Origin of the sequence: Jeotgalibacillus salarius, assembly GCF_004405125.1 — a bacterium.
GTDB classification, from domain to species: domain Bacteria; phylum Bacillota; class Bacilli; order Bacillales; family Jeotgalibacillaceae; genus Jeotgalibacillus; species Jeotgalibacillus salarius.
In genome coordinates, this window is the sequence record NZ_SORX01000004.1 from 357,735 (window position 1) to 374,047 (window position 16,313).

Annotated in this window: 12 protein-coding genes; 7 read left to right on the top strand and 5 right to left on the bottom strand. The window is 43.7% G+C overall.

Annotation, left to right across the window (positions count from 1 at the left end; all coding sequences use genetic code 11):
* Window positions 1–9: 9 nt before the first annotated feature.
* Window positions 10–1,206, top strand: coding sequence for a peptide ABC transporter permease (locus E2626_RS09195; protein ID WP_134381449.1), 1,197 nt, complete (start codon window positions 10–12; stop codon window positions 1,204–1,206).
* A gap of 43 nt (window positions 1,207–1,249) precedes the next feature.
* Here E2626_RS09195 and E2626_RS09200 read toward each other — a convergent pair whose 3' ends face one another.
* Window positions 1,250–2,041, bottom strand: a complete 792-nt coding sequence (locus E2626_RS09200) for an NAD-dependent epimerase/dehydratase family protein (protein WP_134381450.1) — start codon at window positions 2,039–2,041, stop codon at window positions 1,250–1,252.
* Window positions 2,042–2,487: 446 nt separating this feature from the next.
* Here E2626_RS09200 and E2626_RS09205 point away from each other — a divergent pair, with 446 nt between their 5' ends.
* The gene (locus E2626_RS09205) at window positions 2,488–3,858 is read left to right on the top strand and encodes an aspartate kinase (RefSeq protein ID WP_134381451.1); all 1,371 of its coding nucleotides are present in this window, start codon (window positions 2,488–2,490) and stop codon (window positions 3,856–3,858) included.
* A 212-nt stretch (window positions 3,859–4,070) separates the two neighbouring features.
* Here E2626_RS09205 and E2626_RS09210 read toward each other — a convergent pair whose 3' ends face one another.
* Window positions 4,071–5,528: an alpha-amylase gene (locus tag E2626_RS09210; RefSeq protein WP_134381452.1), complete on the bottom strand. Its 1,458-nt coding sequence runs from the start codon at window positions 5,526–5,528 to the stop codon at window positions 4,071–4,073.
* 259 nt (window positions 5,529–5,787) lie between these two features.
* Here E2626_RS09210 and E2626_RS09215 point away from each other — a divergent pair, with 259 nt between their 5' ends.
* Entirely contained in the window at window positions 5,788–7,506 is a 1,719-nt protein-coding gene (locus E2626_RS09215; RefSeq protein WP_134381453.1) for an ABC transporter ATP-binding protein, read from the top strand.
* Between the two features lie 219 nt (window positions 7,507–7,725).
* On the opposite strand, the gene E2626_RS09220 is transcribed toward E2626_RS09215, so the two are convergent.
* Window positions 7,726–8,667 carry an L-lactate dehydrogenase gene (locus E2626_RS09220; protein WP_134381454.1) on the bottom strand — a complete coding sequence of 314 codons (942 nt, stop codon included), beginning with the start codon at window positions 8,665–8,667 and terminating at the stop codon, window positions 7,726–7,728.
* A 291-nt stretch (window positions 8,668–8,958) separates the two neighbouring features.
* A complete protein-coding gene (pulA, locus tag E2626_RS09225) occupies window positions 8,959–11,865 on the bottom strand; it encodes a type I pullulanase (RefSeq protein WP_208528133.1) in 2,907 nt (968 codons plus the stop codon).
* Between the two features lie 170 nt (window positions 11,866–12,035).
* On the opposite strand from pulA, the gene E2626_RS09235 reads away from it, so the two are divergent.
* Entirely contained in the window at window positions 12,036–12,239 is a 204-nt protein-coding gene (locus E2626_RS09235; protein ID WP_134381455.1) for a hypothetical protein, read from the top strand.
* A gap of 274 nt (window positions 12,240–12,513) precedes the next feature.
* On the opposite strand, the gene E2626_RS09240 is transcribed toward E2626_RS09235, so the two are convergent.
* On the bottom strand, window positions 12,514–13,398 hold the full coding sequence (locus E2626_RS09240) for a LysR family transcriptional regulator (RefSeq protein ID WP_134381456.1): 885 nt from the start codon (window positions 13,396–13,398) through the stop codon (window positions 12,514–12,516).
* Window positions 13,399–13,567: 169 nt separating this feature from the next.
* Between E2626_RS09240 and E2626_RS09245 the strand changes: the two genes are divergently transcribed.
* From E2626_RS09245 to E2626_RS09255, 3 genes are read left to right on the top strand one after another with little or no spacing between them, the layout of a single operon-like run.
* Window positions 13,568–14,254 (top strand): CoA transferase subunit A, encoded by a 687-nt coding sequence (locus E2626_RS09245; protein WP_134381457.1) that lies wholly within the window; start codon window positions 13,568–13,570, stop codon window positions 14,252–14,254.
* Between the two features lie 12 nt (window positions 14,255–14,266).
* A complete protein-coding gene (locus tag E2626_RS09250) occupies window positions 14,267–14,941 on the top strand; it encodes a CoA transferase subunit B (protein ID WP_134381458.1) in 675 nt (224 codons plus the stop codon).
* A gap of 37 nt (window positions 14,942–14,978) precedes the next feature.
* Window positions 14,979–16,298 carry a GntP family permease gene (locus E2626_RS09255; protein WP_134381459.1) on the top strand — a complete coding sequence of 440 codons (1,320 nt, stop codon included), beginning with the start codon at window positions 14,979–14,981 and terminating at the stop codon, window positions 16,296–16,298.
* Window positions 16,299–16,313 lie beyond the last annotated feature (15 nt).

The following is a 16,313-nucleotide window of genomic DNA, read 5'->3' on the forward strand; positions in this document are numbered from 1 at the left end:
GGTGCCCAGATGATTCATTTTACTAGAAAACTTAAAGAAAAGCTGGAAACGGCAAATTTGGACTTGTTGTGGCCGGGGTTCAGACTGACTGCGTATGCGATCTATAGTCAGGAGTATGTTTATTTATTTAATCATCCAGTTTGCCAGGGAGAGGACGAGCCGCTGATTTTTGAATGGGATAAGCGCTTTGTGGGAAATACGCTGATCCTGTTTGAAGACGTGCCAACGGCGATTGTCAATGTGGAAAAACCAGATTCTCTGGAAGATACGTACCCTGTATTAGTGCATGAGCTTTTCCATGGTTATCAAACATTAATGAACGAAAAAAGGTTCCCTGATGAATTGCTGGGCGTACAGTATCCTCTTCTTGAAGAGAACATCGGTCTTCGTTTGGAAGAGCGCACTGCACTTCGTTCAACGCTGGATGCCTCTTCAATTGATGAAAAGCGTGCACATTTAAAACGCTTTATTACTTTAAGAGAAAAAAGAAAAGAATTACTCGGAGAATCTCTCGAATATGAAAACCTGATTGAAACGATAGAAGGCCCGGCCTGGTATGTTGAAATGAAGGCGTATGCATCACTTCATCAACAAAGAGATGCAGAAAACTGTTATAAAGAAAAGCTTCTACATCACGAGGAAGCCGGTCTGCATTTACGAAAAAGCTGTTATAGCTCAGGTCTGGCACTATGTTTACTGCTTGATGAGATATTTCCTGAGTGGAAGCAGAAGTATTTCTATGAAGATTGCACGCTGTATGACTGTTTAAAAGAAAAGGCTGGTCTGTGTGATGAGGTGCTCAATAATTCCGAGGGGGATATGAGTAACGAAGCAGCGAGGATTTATCAGCTTGTCCAGGAATCCAGACAGAAAACCATTCAGTCTTTTTCAGATTTTGATGGTTACCAGCTGACAATTGAAGGACCAATGAGGGCTGTATTCTTTGATCCGATGAATATGGTGAATGTCGATCATCAGCTGCTGCATCAGTATTTTGTAACGATGCAGATCCAGGAACAGGAGTACTTGATTAACCAGCCTGCATTGACTCATTATACAGAGTCAGTTTTGCATGCTGATAAATTACAGTTGAACCTGAATAAAAAGCCTGTCATGAATCAGGGAATAGTCAACATCCCGGGGATAGGCGATTTTAAAGGGGATTACAGTGAAGAAGGGAAGCAGTTGAAATTGCTTCTCTCATAATAAAACAAGCTGTCGGGTTCTGATCCCCGACAGCTTGTTTTATTTAATCCTCAGCAGCATCTTTTTTTACAAACTCATGTCCGCCTACAAATTTGTAATCATCCGGGTGACCGAATGCATCAGGAAGTTCCTCAAGGTATTCGTTGGCATCATCTACAGGTGCATAGCCGAGCGGGTTATCAGGATCTACGGTGAAGAAGCTCTGTTTATTATTTGAAATCCCGTAAATCGTCACCACTTCACTGATTTCAGCCGTAATGGATTTACGCACAAGCTGATCCAGATCTGCATAACTCAGCCAAATCATTAAATGCTCTCTCGAATCGGGCTGTTCCACACATCCGCAAATACGCAGGTTCACAACTTCCATGTTGAATTTATCGTGATAAAGCTTACCGAGATCCTCGTTATATACTTTACTCAGTCCATAAAAAGTGTCTGGACGCGTTTCAGTTGATGTATCATAAGGCGCACCATCTGAAGGAAGGAAGCCGACCGCATGAATACTGCTCGCATAAACCACTCTTTTCACACCGTGCTGTCTGGCAGCTTCATAAATGTGATAAGTCCCTCTGATATTGGCATCCAGAATATCTTCAAATTCATTTTCCACCGGTAATCCGCCAAAGTGCAAAACAGTTTCTATATCATGCTCTTTGAAAATACTTTCGATTGCCTCATAATTATTTAGATCTGCTTTAATAAACGGCAGTTCTTTCGGAAGTTCTTCAGAAGTAGAACGGTTTGTCAGCACTAAGTCGAAATCATCCTTTAATGAATGTGCCAGAACGGTCCCAAGTCCGCCTGAAGCACCTGTTAATAATACTTTACCCATCTTCTCTCACTGCCTTTCTGTATCAAGTCATGCTTGTACCTTTCCCTTTTTTAAACAATACAACCCGAATTTAAAAAAATATTATTTGTAAGCGTTATCAAATTAAATATTCAGCAAATAAGGGTGACATAGCAGTGTGAACATTGTATACTTGTCATTAAAATCTTTCCAGAAAAGACAAGTGTTTTTATGAAAAGGACATTTGTGTTTTTTATGAAATTAATAACTGGTAAAAGAAGTTTATTTATCAAAATGATTAAAGCCCATCATTCTAATATGCACAGCTGATGATCGAAGTGTAAGGGTATGACTCCTGCGGCAGGAAGGGACGTGTGAGGCTTATGGCGAAGCCTGCTGGCTCACCGCCCGGCCGCGGAAAGCGTCCCCCTGAAGCGGAGATCATCAGCTAATCTAACAGAGCTAAAACAAAAAGGAGTTTTGCCTTCATGAAAGTTGTAAAATTTGGCGGCAGTTCAGTCGCAAGTGCAGTACAGTATAAAAAAGTCGCCTCTATTCTGGCAGCAGATCCTGATCGCAAAGCAGTCATTGTCTCAGCACCTGGTAAAAGACATGAAGGAGATACCAAAACAACTGATTTATTAATCCGCCTTGCTGAAAGCGTTGGCAAACGTGACTTTGATGAATCTGCTTTTCAGGCAGTACTTGGCAGGTACCATGAAATCATTGAAGATCTGGAGCTTGATTCATCTTTAATGACTGAAGTTGAAGGTCACCTGCATGAAGTCATTTCGATGTACAGGCAGTCAAAAGATCGCTTGCTTGATGGTTTAAAAGCGAGTGGTGAAGACCTTAACGCTAAAGTAATGACTTCCTACTTAACATCACTTGGCAGAAAAGCGACTTATATTTCTCCTAAACAGGCTGGCATGATCGTCACGGATGAACCGGGGAATGCACAGATTTTACCGGAAGCCTATCCGGAAATTGCAAAACTGCGTGAAGTTGAAGGAATCCTTGTCATACCGGGATTTTTCGGCTATTCCTATGAAGGGAATATTGTCACTTTTCCGCGTGGCGGGTCTGATATAACAGGATCCATTATTGCTGCGGGCCTTGATGCGACTGAATATGAGAATTTTACTGATGTGGACTCGATCTATTGTGTCAGTCCGAAAATGGTGGATCAGCCACGCGAACTGAAGGAACTGACTTACCGTGAAATGCGTGAGCTTGCATACTCTGGCTTCTCAGTGTTTCACGATGAGGCCCTGCAGCCTGTTGTGCACAAAAAAATTCCGGTCTGCGTGAAGAATACGAATCGTCCGGAAGCAAAAGGCACAAGAATTGTTGACAGCCGTGAGCTGGACGGGCATCCTGTCATCGGAATCGCCAGCGATGAAGGATTCAGCAGTATTAACATGACAAAATATCTGATGAACAGAGAGCTCGGTTTCGGGCGGAAATTGCTTGCGATTTTAGAAGACGAAGGCGTTTCTTATGAACATACGCCATCAGGAATTGATAACATGTCAGTGATCCTGCGTTCACACCAGCTCTACAACGGTCAGGAAGCGCGCGTGCTGAATCGTATACGCGAAGAACTTCAGGTTGAGGATCTTTACGTTGAGCGTGATCTGGCAATGATTATGGTGGTAGGAGAAGGCATGAATCAGACAATCGGTATTGCATCAAAAGCAACACAGGCTTTGGCTGAAGCTGGTGCGAATATCAAGATGATTAACCAGGGTTCAAGCGAGGTCAGTATGATGTTCGGCGTGAATGTAGCTGATGTTGAAAAAGCGGTACGCAGTTTATATCATATTTATTTTCCGGCTGAGGTCAGTCAGGAGGCGTAGAAGGAAGGTTCGACGAAAAGCTGTTGTTGTTCGGCATTAGAGGTGTCATGTTCGATACTCCATCAGCCATGTTCGGCGTATAACCTGTTAACTTCGACGCTTAGCAGCACAACTTCGCTTTATAGCTGAAATGACTACTTCTGATAAACGATAAAAAGGAAACTGGTGCCCTACTAAACGGCACCAGTTTCCTTTTTTGAATTTAAATTTCATTATTCAGCCGGTAAAGCCCAAACTGACACGCTGCCTGCCTGAACTGGGAATGTTCCATAGCCCTCATCATCAATCACAACGGGCTCATCAATCGAGTTTGTGAAATCTGTCCACTCTTCTCCGGCACGATGTTCACCTACGAACATTCGCTTGTCGCCATCGTCTCCAACTGTTACGACAACCGCACAGCCTGAACCTTCAATTTCTTCAACACCGCGTCGCACCCAGCCGACTGTAGCCGGGTGATCAAAATAATCATCCTGCTCACCGTATGCGCGATGGAAACGTGCAAAAATCAATGGGTCAATGGCTTCCCGCTTATCTTCAATCGGATTCTCACCATCAATGCCGAAGTAGTCTCCATAGAATACACATGGATATCCGTCTGCACGAAGTAGTACAAGTGCATAGGCACTCTGCTTAAACCAATCCTGTACCCATGACTCAAGTGACTCACCAGGCTGGGAATCATGGTTATCAACAAATGTCACAGCATTCATCGGATATTCGCCGACAAGTGTTCTTTCAAACAGAGTTGAAAGATCCGCATCACGGCCTTCTTCTGAAATGCGGTGAAGCTTGTAATGCAGCTGGACATCGAACAAATCAAGCTGATAATCAGTTTCTTCAAGGAAGCTTCCGCATGCCTCAATGTCTTCGTTCCAGTACTCACCGACCATATAGAAGTTGCCGTCGCGGTGCTCCTTCACCTGTCTGATAAACTCATCAATAAATTCATGACTAATATGTTTAATTGCATCAAGGCGGTAGCCATCAGCATCCAGTGTATCTGACATCCATTTACCCCAATTGATCATCTCATCACGTACTTCAGGGTGATTGTAATCAATGTTTGCGAACATCAGGTAATCATAATTTCCAAACTCATCATCGACCTGATCATTCCAGTCTTTTCCTTCGCCGACAATTTTGAAAAAGCCTGTCCGTTCTTCTCTGGCATCATAATCGGTACCGTTAAAATGATTGAAGTTCCACTTAAAGTCAGAGTACTTGTCATCGCGGCCAGGAAATGTGAACTTAGTCCAGGCATCGATCTCAAACGGCTCAGAAATCTCTTCAAGACGATTTTCAGAATCTACTTCAATCACCTCAAACGTTTCTGTTTCGTCAGCTCCGGCTTTGTGATTCATTACCACATCTACATATACCTGAATGTCATGATCATGACAGGACTGAATCGCTTCATGCAATTCATCTTTCGTACCGTACTTTGTTCTGACATCACCTTTTTGGTCAAACTCTCCAAGGTCGTACAGATCGTACACACCATATCCGTTATCATCAGGTGATTCACCCTTTGTTACCGGAGGAATCCAGACTGCATCAATTCCGCTTGCTTTTAATTCTGGTGCTGCATCTTTCAGTCTCTTCCAGTGATCCCCGTCTGCAGCTACGTGCCATTCAAAGAATTGAAGCATTGTGTGATTTCTTTCCACGTGAATTCCTCCTCTAAATAAATATGGTATTTAAATAATGCGGCATCTTTCCGTGTCGGGAGTCTCCGTTCCACACTTCAAGGTTTCGCTGGTTTGATTTTATAAAGGTAAAGCCGCAACTTAATAGAGTGATTATAGAGCAAAAAAGTGTATCAGACAATTTTGACTCGATTTTGTTTCGTTAACCGAAAAAATGTGTGGCACTATCTTTTTCTTCCTGTAAAATAATAGTTACATATTTCACAAGGGAGTACACATCATGTTAAAACGATTCTTTTCTTACTACAAACCACATAAAAAGCTGTTTGCCGCTGACTTCAGTTGTGCGGTGTTCGTTGGTCTTCTCGAGCTTGGTTTTCCGCTTGCTGTATCATGGTTTATCGATACGCTGCTGCCGGAGGGGAATTGGCAGGCAATCACCTGGGTCAGTTTTTTACTCCTTTTTCTCTATCTCACAAGTACCTCTCTTCAGTACGTTGTAAACTACTGGGGTCATAAACTAGGAATTAATATTGAGACTGATATGCGTCAGGAGCTGTTTGAACACGTGCAGCGACAGTCGTTTTCATTCTTTGATAATACGAAGACCGGCCATATTATGAGCAGGATCACAAACGACCTGTTTGATATCGGTGAAATGGCGCATCACGGACCTGAGGATTTGTTTATTGCCATCATGACATTTATCGGGGCGTTCTGGATTATGCTGACGATTAATGTGAAGCTTGCGCTGATTGCGATTATCGTTGTACCGTTCCTGATCTGGCTCATTACCTATGCCAATATCAAAATGAATACAGCATGGAAAGCGATGTATGGCAATATTGCTGAAGTAAATGCCCGTGTGGAAGACAGTGTCTCAGGTGCCCGCGTTGTTCAGTCATTTACAAATGAAAAGCATGAAATTAAACGTTTTACGACAGATAACCGCCATTACCGTCAGACGAAGGTCGGTGCCTATAAAGTGATGGCGTTCAGTTTGTCAGGTATGTATATCATGACGCGCCTGATTGTGCTTGTTGTCCTTGTATTCGGGGCATATCTGAGCCTGAATAACGAGCTGACGTATGGAGAGCTTGTTGCATTTGTTTTATACATTAATGTTCTTTTTAAACCAATTGATAAAATCAGTGCGCTGCTTGAAATGTACCCAAAAGGAATGGCCGGTTTCAGACGTTTTACAGACTTGCTTGACCAGGCACCTGTCATCACAGACCGTCCGGATGCAAAAGTGGTTGATCATTTAGAAGGGGAGATTGAATTTGACCATGTATCCTTCAGCTATGATGATCAAAAGGGTGTACTGAGTGACATTTCGCTTAAGCTGAATCGCGGGGAAACCGTTGCATTTGTAGGTCCGTCCGGCGCAGGGAAAACAACGATTTGCTCGCTGATCCCGAGGTTCTATGATGTAAAAGAAGGTGCCATCAAGATTGATGGAATCGATATCCGGGATATGACGAAGGAGTCGCTCAGAAGTCAGATCGGGATTGTCCAGCAGGACGTTTTTCTTTTCACAGGAACGCTGCGTGAAAACATTGCTTACGGAAAACTTGATGCGACAGAGGAAGAGGTCATGGAGGCTGCGAAAAAAGCGAACCTGCAGTCAGTCGTGGACGGGCTTCCGCTTGGTTACAATACTCAGATCGGGGAGCGCGGATTAAAGCTTTCAGGTGGTCAGAAGCAGCGAATTGCGATTGCGAGAATGTTTTTGAAAGATCCTTCTATTTTAATTCTTGATGAGGCAACGTCAGCGCTTGATACAGAAACGGAAGCGATGATTCAGGGGGCCATTGAAGAGCTTGCGAAAGGACGTACAACGCTTGTCATTGCGCACAGACTAGCAACGATCAGAAAAGCAGACCGCGTTGTAGTCGTGACGGAAGAAGGGATCGCAGAAGACGGAACGCACGCCGAGCTGCTTGAAAAGGATGGGATTTTTGCGAATCTGCATAGGGTTCAGTATGAGCAGGTGTGACCGGGGAGTGGTGGTTCGTAGAAAAGTTGAGGATGTTCTTAGAAACACTCGTGGTGTTCGGAGAAAAACATGCATGGTTCTTAGAAAATAATCAATCTTCGTAGAAAAAACAGGGTGGTTCTTAGAAAAGTGTAATAAGACCTACGCCGCCGACCTTGGTCGTGCCACCCAACCCCATCAAAAAACCAGCTGTTGCCCGTGCAACAGCTGGTTTTTCACTTAAAAATGCGGCTTCAAAATCTCTCTCAGCACATTTGCACTGTGAGCAAACTGCTCTTTTTCTTTATCACTTAAATTAAGCTCAATCACTTCACGAACGCCACTGCGATTAATCACGGCAGGGACGCCGATATACACATCATCTTCACCATATTGACCTTCCATCAGAGCAGAAACCGTTAAGATGCTGTTTTCATTGTGCAGAATTGCCCTGGTAATCCGGACTAGACCCATGGCGATTCCGTAATACGTTGCGCCTTTACTGTTAATGATCTGATAGGCAGCATCACGCACATTGACGAAGATATCATCCAGATCCTCCTGCGTATATTGAGGGTGCTTCTTAATCATATCAAGCACGGCGACCCCTCCGACATCAACTGAGCTGTAGACAGGAAGCTCGCTGTCACCATGTTCTCCAATGATATAACCGTGGACGTTTTGCGGTGCCACCTGGAAGTATTCACCGAGCAGGTAACGGAATCGTGCGGTATCTAAAATGGTGCCAGAGCCAATTACGCGCTCTTTTGGAAAACCGCTATACTTCCATACGGCATAGGTTAAGACATCAACCGGATTTGTAGCCACGAGAAAGATCCCGTCAAATCCGCTGTCTACAACCTGTGTGACGATTGAATGGAAGATCTTCAGGTTTTTTTCAACAAGCTGCAGTCTCGTCTCACCCGGCTTTTGGTTAGCCCCGGCACAAATCACAACGAGATCAACATCTTTACAGTCTTCATATGTGCCAAATGAAATATTCAGTGATTGCTGGGCGAATACTTTACCGTGATTTAAATCAAGTACATCACCTTTTGCTTTTTCCTCATTCAGGTCAATCATAATCAGTTCATCAGCAACGCCCTGATTCAGAAGACCGAATGCATAACTTGAGCCAACAAAGCCTGTTCCAATCAATGCTACGCGATTACCTTTTACCATTTTCACAACACACCTTTTCAAGTAGAATGATGTTCTGATTTTATTATAAAGGATATAGCCTTAATTGTGAATAGTTTCACAAAGTATTTTTAGACAGGATATTTCAGGGGGAATCTTTTGTCACGAATCTGGCAAACATTTACTTGAACTCACAAAAGTAGTGGTTAAACTCACAAACCCTATCACTGAACTCACGAATAGCAACCGTGACCTCACAAATCTCCAGCTTGACCCCACAACCCTTCACATGAAAACCCCCTGATCCCACAGCGGGAATCAGGGGCCTCGCAATTATTTCATTTTACCGTTTTTCAACAGCACCATACTGCTTAATCCATCTACCTCTACAGTCTTACCTTTTTCTACATCAAGCACTTCAGTACCTGCTTCTTCACCGTTCACAAGTACTTTCCAAGGTCCTTTACCTGGTAGTGTGACTGAAATAGCGTCTTTGTTGGCGTTATGAACGACAAACAGGTGACGATTCTTTTTCTCCTGTAGCGTATAAGCGATTGTATTGGCAGGGGAGTCAGCGAACGTTAGACGATCCTCAATCTCTTCTGCATTCGTTAATCTGAAAGCATCATAGTTCTGACGAAGATCAATTAAGCCTGCCATATATTGCACTTCATCGTTAAATGCAGCACGGCGTTCCCAGTCAAGCTGGTTCACGCTGTCGGGTGACTGATAGCTGTTATGGTCGCCACCTTTTGTGCGCATAAATTCCTGACCTGCATGTATAAATGAAATTCCCTGAGACGTCAGTACGATTGAGGAACCGAGCTTATGCATAGATTTCATTTCATCAATTGTTGCATCAGGGTTTGTTTTCTCAAGCTTATCCCACAGTGTCAGATTATCATGAGCTTCAACGTATTGTACGACCTGATCAGGGTCACGGTATGTCGCAAAGCTGTCGTCATAGGCAAGTCCGCCTGCTACACTTTGGCGCATGATCTCTTCCATACCCTGTTTACCATTGATAAAGCCCGGGTCAGTATCTTCCCACACGCTTCCTTTTGCGCCATCACGCATTGTGTCATTAAAATGTGCAACGCGGTCCATGTCTTCAGCATTCTTCTGATTTGCTTTCAGTTCAGCATCAAGCGGGGTATTCAGATCCCATCCTTCTCCAAGCACAATGATTGAAGGGTCGATTTCATCAAGAGCCCCGCGGACTTCATTCATTGTGTCCGTGTCATGAATGCCCATTAAGTCAAAGCGAAAGCCATCCATTTCATATTCTTCAGCCCAGTATGAAACGGAGTCCACGATAAATTTCTGCATCATTTTACGCTCAGAAGCTGTATCATTTCCGACACCGGTACCGTTAGCAAGTGAACCATCCTCGTTGTAGCGGAAGTAATAGCCTGGTACAAGCTGATGGAAATTCGATTCATTCACAGCATACATATGGTTATAGACAACGTCCATAATCACACCAAGGTCCTCGTCATGCAGCGTCTGAATCATTTCCTTCAGTTCAGTCACTCTAACTTCAGGATCATATGGGTCAGTTGAGTATGAACCTTCCGGCGTATTATAGTTTTTCGGGTCATATCCCCAGTTGAACTGAGGCGTATCCAGGTTTGTTTCATCTACTGTACGGTAATCATAGATTGGCAGGAACTGAACGTGTGAGACACCAAGGTTCAAAATGTGGTCCAGTCCGGTTGCATAGCCTCCAGGACCAGTCGTTCCTTTTTCAGTTACACCAAGGTATTTCCCTTTGTTGTCAATCCCGCTCTCAGGCTGGATTGACAGATCTCTTACATGCAGTTCATAGATTGTTGCATCTTCAGGGTTTTCTCCTTTAGAAAACGTCTCCCAGTCTTCAGGGTTTGTACGGTCAAGGTTCAGAACAGCACCTTTATTTCCATTTACTGAAGTAGATCGTACATAAGGATCAACCGCTTCACGCCACTCATCACCAATCTTTACTTTATACGTGTAAAGCTGGTTGTGAAGGTCGCCTTCTACTGACGCTGTCCACGTTCCTTTTTCACCAGCATCCATGACAATTTCTTCACCTTCAGCGGCATCCCACGAGTCATAAAGAACAAGTCGTGCTTCGCTTGCAGTCGGTGCCCAGAGGCGGAAATCAGTTTGTTCCTCTGTATACGTGTTACCTAAATCATCACCATCATAAAAGTACATTTCATCGAATGATTCTGAACGGACTACTTTACCGATCTGAACAGTCGCATCACCGAAAAAGTCTGTTTCGATGGTATAAGTTTGTGTAAGATCAATCTCTTCAACCGTTTCGATTGTCACTTTGTTCGTCACAGGATCTGTGCCGTCAAAAGGACGGATATCTGCAATTGTCAGTCCATTTAACGTAATGCCTGGATCCTCAGACGCCGTATCGATCGGCAGGTTCGTCGTTAACGTGATTTCATTTACTTCATCAATCGTAGCGCTCACAATACGGGGCGTTGAATCGATATATTTCGAATCATAATAAATGCCATTATCGCTTTGTACAATCCAGACTTCAGCAGTACCGTCTTCATTGATTTTTGTAATGTAGCGGTCGCCAAACTCCTGATCAGCCCAGGCATTTTCACCTTCCGTTTTCTTGACGATAAAGCCGACTTTATTAAATAGCTCATCGCTTGAAACGGTAAAATTCGCAGTTAAGCCAAAATCATCTTCATCTGTAAACTGGACTTCCTGACCATCACTATTTTCAGGCCAGGCCCATAAGTTCCAGCCCTCATAGTTTCCGTCAAATCGGTAGTAATGCAGCGTTACATCTACTTCGTTGAATTCAGGGAATTCACGGTATTCACCGTCCGGCGGGGAAGTGTAGACTGTGTCATCACCCGATTTAATCCAGACTTCAGCAACACCTGCTTCAGTCTCAGCCCAGCGGTCACCACCGTCTTTTTCCCAAGTATCAGTTCTTACAATAAAGCCGATTCGATTATGTGAACCTTCAAGATCAACGGTCGCGATCTTTCCAAAATCATCTTCACCTGTAAATTCGTGGACTGCACCATCTCCGCCTTCAGGCCAGACCCACAGATTCCAGTCCTGAGTGGAGTCAGGCGCTTCCTCATAATGAACAATCAGTGTTGAATATGTATTGCTTTCTGCCTGTGCAGTGTTTGGGGCAAACGGTTGCACAACTGGCAATAAAGATATGACTAATAAAAATGCTAACCATCCTGCAAGAAACTTTTTGCGATTCACTTACATTCCTCCTAATGTTTGGTATGGTTAGGATTATAAGGTGATAATAGTCTGATTGAAAGCGTTTGCACAAAAGTTGCACAAAACGAATCCATTGCACTAGTGACAAAATTGTGACTATTTGTTCTAAATTGACTGAAAACGGGAACATTTACATAGGGGGAAATTGCATGAAGTGGATTGGTTATTTTATTGTCGGGTTAATTATTGCTACTGGACTGGTTATGAGTGTCGGACCTTATGTAGGCGGCGTCATTGCATTTGCATTTTTATATGCAAACCAAATGATAAAGCCACAGGAGAACAAGAAGCAAAGGGACCGTGTGGCTGAAGCGTACCAGAAATACTTAGATGAAAAAGAAACCGGATCTTAAAGGTGATCAGATTATTTGATCATTGATATTTAGTTCGCACTCATTAAACATGGTGAAGGAAAATACGTAGAAATGAAGGAATCTTATTTCGTCATAATAGAATTCAAACATTTGCTGAAGGAAATAATACCTGTCAAAAACAAAGTATGGAATAAATTTAGTCATTGAAGGAATCATTTCCAAAAATGAAGGATAAATTTTAAGCCGGAAGGAAATGTTGCCTCCAATGAAGGAAATCCAGTACATGAGGTCATTCGAACCGGGTCAACAAAACCTACCACCCTTCATGAAGCCCCTGCACCGTTTTGATAAACTCCTTCGTCGCATAAGGCATATAGCGATTTTTAGCTGAAATCATGCCAAGCACCCATGGAAAAGGTTTAGATAAATTCACCATCCTGACATCAGGAACCGCTACACGTTTGCCGATCTGCTCAGGCATAAGGGTAACCCCGAGGTTCTTTGAGACCATTCCCACAATGAAATCCCACTGTGAACTTTCATATGCAATTTGCGGCGTAAAACCTTCTTCAATACACACTTCAATCGTACGGCTGTTTAACGTAAACTCCCTGCTTAACAGTAAAAACGGGTCCTGTTTCAACTCAATCAGATCAATCATATCCCTGTTTGCCAATGGATGTGACTTATGTACAAGCAGTTTGATTTCCTGGTGGACAAATTCAATGACGTTGAATTTATTTTCATCTACCGGAAGCAGCACAAAGCCAAGATCCACTTCGCCTTCAAGCACTTTTTCTTCAACCCGCTGCGCACCAACCTCAGTCAGTGAAATCGTTACATCAGGAAATTGCTCCTGGAATGCTGCAATGATACGTGGGAAAAATAATGTGCTGATCACAGGCGGGAGGCCAATTGTAATCCGTCCTTTTTTGACGTTCATCGTGTCATAAAGAGAAATCGATAAGTCCTCAATACTATTCACTACTTTCTGTGCCTGCATTAAGACGATTTCTCCGGCATCAGTTAATGAAATTCTCTTTGCTGAGCGATCAATCAATGTAACCTCTAATTCTTCCTCCAGATTTTTCACCATCTTACTCAGTGTTGGCTGGGTGACATGAAGTGTCTGAGCAGCTTTTGTATAGCTTCTTTGCCTTGCCACTTCGATAAAATATTGTAGCTGTCGAATATCCATTTTTAATCTCCTATAACTTTTATCTATGGTTATTATAATTATTATTCATTTTACCTATTAAAGAGATCAAGGTAAACTGAAAAACGTAAAACAGTCATAATTTTGCCACAATTTATGTGGCTTTATTTTTCGGAATAAAAGTAAGCGTTTACAAAAAGGAGTGGGAGTGTTGAAGGCAATCTATCAAAATTTTGAGGAAGCAGTGAAAGGTGTTCAGGATGGTGCTGTCATAATGGTTGGCGGTTTCGGTCTTGTCGGGATTCCTGAAAATTTAATACTGGCACTTGAACAATCAGGTGTGAAAGATTTGACAGTCATTTCAAATAATTGTGGTGTAGATGACTGGGGACTCGGGAGATTATTAAAAAATAAGCAAATTAAAAAGATGGTTGGTTCTTATGTCGGTGAGAATAAAGAGTTTGAAAGACAGGTATTGGCTGGAGAGCTGGAAGTTGAACTCACACCGCAGGGTACACTGGCTGAAAAAATCCGTGCAGGTGGAGCGGGAATTCCCGCATTCTTTACACCGGCTGGCGTCGGGACACCGATTGCTGAAGGGAAGGAAGTTCGCACATTTAACGGAAAAGAGTATGTGCTTGAAGAGGCGCTGACGGCTGATTTCAGCTTTATCAGAGCGCTGAAAGGTGATCGGGCAGGGAACCTCATTTACAACAAAACGGCTCGTAATTTCAACCCGATGATTGCTGCAGCCGGTCGTATCACGGTGGCTGAAGTGGAAGAGGTTGTGGAGATTGGTGACATTGACCCGGACACAGTTCATACACCAGGTATTTATGTGCAGGGAGTCATTCAGGGCAAACAGGAAAAGCGCATTGAACGAGTAACGACGAGATAAGGAGGGATCTACATGGCAGTTGAACTTGATAAAAAAGCAGTACGTGAAAAGATTGCGAAGCGTGCAGAAAAAGAAATTCAGGATGGGTCTTACGTCAATCTTGGAATCGGCATGCCGACGCTGATTGCCAATCACATTTCTGATAACAAGGAGGTTGTGCTGCAGTCGGAAAATGGACTGCTTGGTATAGGGGAATATCCGACAGAAGCAGAGCTAGATCCTGACCTAATCAATGCCGGTAAAGAGACGGTAACCGCGATCAAAGGGTCATCTTATTTTGACAGTGCAGAATCATTTGCCATGATTCGAGGAGGTCACATTGATATTGCGATATTAGGCGGTATGGAAGTGGCTGAAAATGGTGACCTTGCCAACTGGATGATTCCGGGCAAAATGATCAAAGGGATGGGCGGCGCAATGGACCTTGTGCATGGTGCGAAAAAGACCGTTGTCATCATGGAACATGTCAATAAAGCCGGAGAATCAAAAGTTCTGACGGAATGTACATTGCCATTGACCGGAAAAGGGGTAGTCAACCGGCTGATCACAGACCGTGCTGTCATTGATGTGACTGAAACTGGACTCGTGCTGATAGAAACAGCTGAAGGATGGAGTGCCGAAGAAGTGAAAGCCTGCACAGAGGCGACGCTGACTATTCATGAATCTTTTAAGGAAGAGGCTTTTTAAAGAGGATGATGTTTTCACATGAAAAGGGGGATGGAAAATGTTAAGCATGATTGGATTGATTGTCGGTCTTACGCTACTGATTGTGTTCACAATGAGGGGGATGAACCTGCTTGTGGCAGCACCACTATGTGCATTGTTCGTTGCTGTGATGAGCGGTCTGCCATTGTTTCCGCAAATGGTTGCTGAAGGAGAAATTAACTTTTTAACTAGCTATATGGGCGGTTTCACGGGCTTCATTATGTCGTGGTTCCCAATGTTCCTGCTTGGCGCGATCTTTGGGAAAGTAATGGAAGACAGCGGGGCTGCTGACAGTGTGTCGAAATGGATTGTCAGCAAGCTTGGTTTGAAATATGCAGTACTCGCGATTGTCGCCGCCTGTGCGGTACTTACATACGGAGGCGTAAGTTTATTTGTAGTAGCATTCTCTGTGTATCCGATGGCATTGAGCTTATTCAAAGAAGCGGATCTGCCAAGACGTTTTATTCCGGCGGCTCTCGCATTCGGTTCAGTTACATTTACAATGACGTCTGCAGGTTCACCTGAAATTCAGAACTGGATTCCAATGGATTATATGGATACCTCTCAGTATGCAGGCTGGGAAGTGAGTATTCTTGTTGCGGTATTCATGATGATTTTTGGTTACTGGTGGTTGAAGAAGATGATTAACAAAGCAGTTGGAAAAGGTGAGCGGTTTGAGGCTCGCGAAAACGATCCGACTGTTGAAGATCGTGCATTACCGAATCCGGTGATGGGCTTAATCCCACTTCTTGTCGTGCTGGCAATCAGTTTTATTTTCCATCATGATTTGGGAACATCAGCGCTGATTATCGCGCTGCTAGGCGGTATTATCTCGACGTATTTACTGAACAGAAAATTCTTCACAAATGTCAGTCATGCTTTATCTGAAGGAACAGTTGGCGCATTAATCGCGATTGGTAATACAGCTGCAGTTGTAGGCTTTGGCGGAGTGGCAAAAGCGGTTCCGGCATTTACAACGGCTGTAGATGCGATGGCGAGTATCCCGGGGAGTCCGCTTATTGGCGGTGCTGTCGCGGTCAGCGTCATTGCAGGTATGACAGGTTCTGCTTCAGGTGGTCAGACGATCGCGCTGCCGCTGCTTGCACCTGGATACATTGATGCAGGTGTGAACCAGGAAGCATTGCACCGTACAGTAGCCATTTCTTCAGGTGCGCTCGATTCATTGCCACATAACGGGTATGTGGTTACAACGATCCGTGGTATTTGTGGTGAAACGCATAAGGATGCATACGGTCCGGTAGCGGCTGTATCAGTGATTGTACCGCTGATTGGACTTGCAATTGCGATTGCATTGTTCTCATTCGGTTTAGGAATTTAATGGCTGGAGGTAATT

Bases quoted from the DNA above. Each gene is read 5' to 3' on its own strand.
- E2626_RS09215 (WP_134381453.1), top strand. From the start codon at position 5,788: ATGTTAAAACGATTCTTTTCTTACTACAAACCACATAAAAAGCTGTTT.
- E2626_RS09250 (WP_134381458.1), top strand. From the start codon at position 14,267: ATGGCAGTTGAACTTGATAAAAAAGCAGTACGTGAAAAGATTGCGAAG.
- E2626_RS09240 (WP_134381456.1), bottom strand. From the start codon at position 13,398: ATGGATATTCGACAGCTACAATATTTTATCGAAGTGGCAAGGCAAAGA.
- E2626_RS09200 (WP_134381450.1), bottom strand. From the start codon at position 2,041: ATGGGTAAAGTATTATTAACAGGTGCTTCAGGCGGACTTGGGACCGTT.
- E2626_RS09255 (WP_134381459.1), top strand. From the start codon at position 14,979: ATGTTAAGCATGATTGGATTGATTGTCGGTCTTACGCTACTGATTGTG.
- E2626_RS09205 (WP_134381451.1), top strand. From the start codon at position 2,488: ATGAAAGTTGTAAAATTTGGCGGCAGTTCAGTCGCAAGTGCAGTACAG.
- E2626_RS09220 (WP_134381454.1), bottom strand. From the start codon at position 8,667: ATGGTAAAAGGTAATCGCGTAGCATTGATTGGAACAGGCTTTGTTGGC.
- E2626_RS09195 (WP_134381449.1), top strand. From the start codon at position 10: ATGATTCATTTTACTAGAAAACTTAAAGAAAAGCTGGAAACGGCAAAT.
- E2626_RS09235 (WP_134381455.1), top strand. From the start codon at position 12,036: ATGAAGTGGATTGGTTATTTTATTGTCGGGTTAATTATTGCTACTGGA.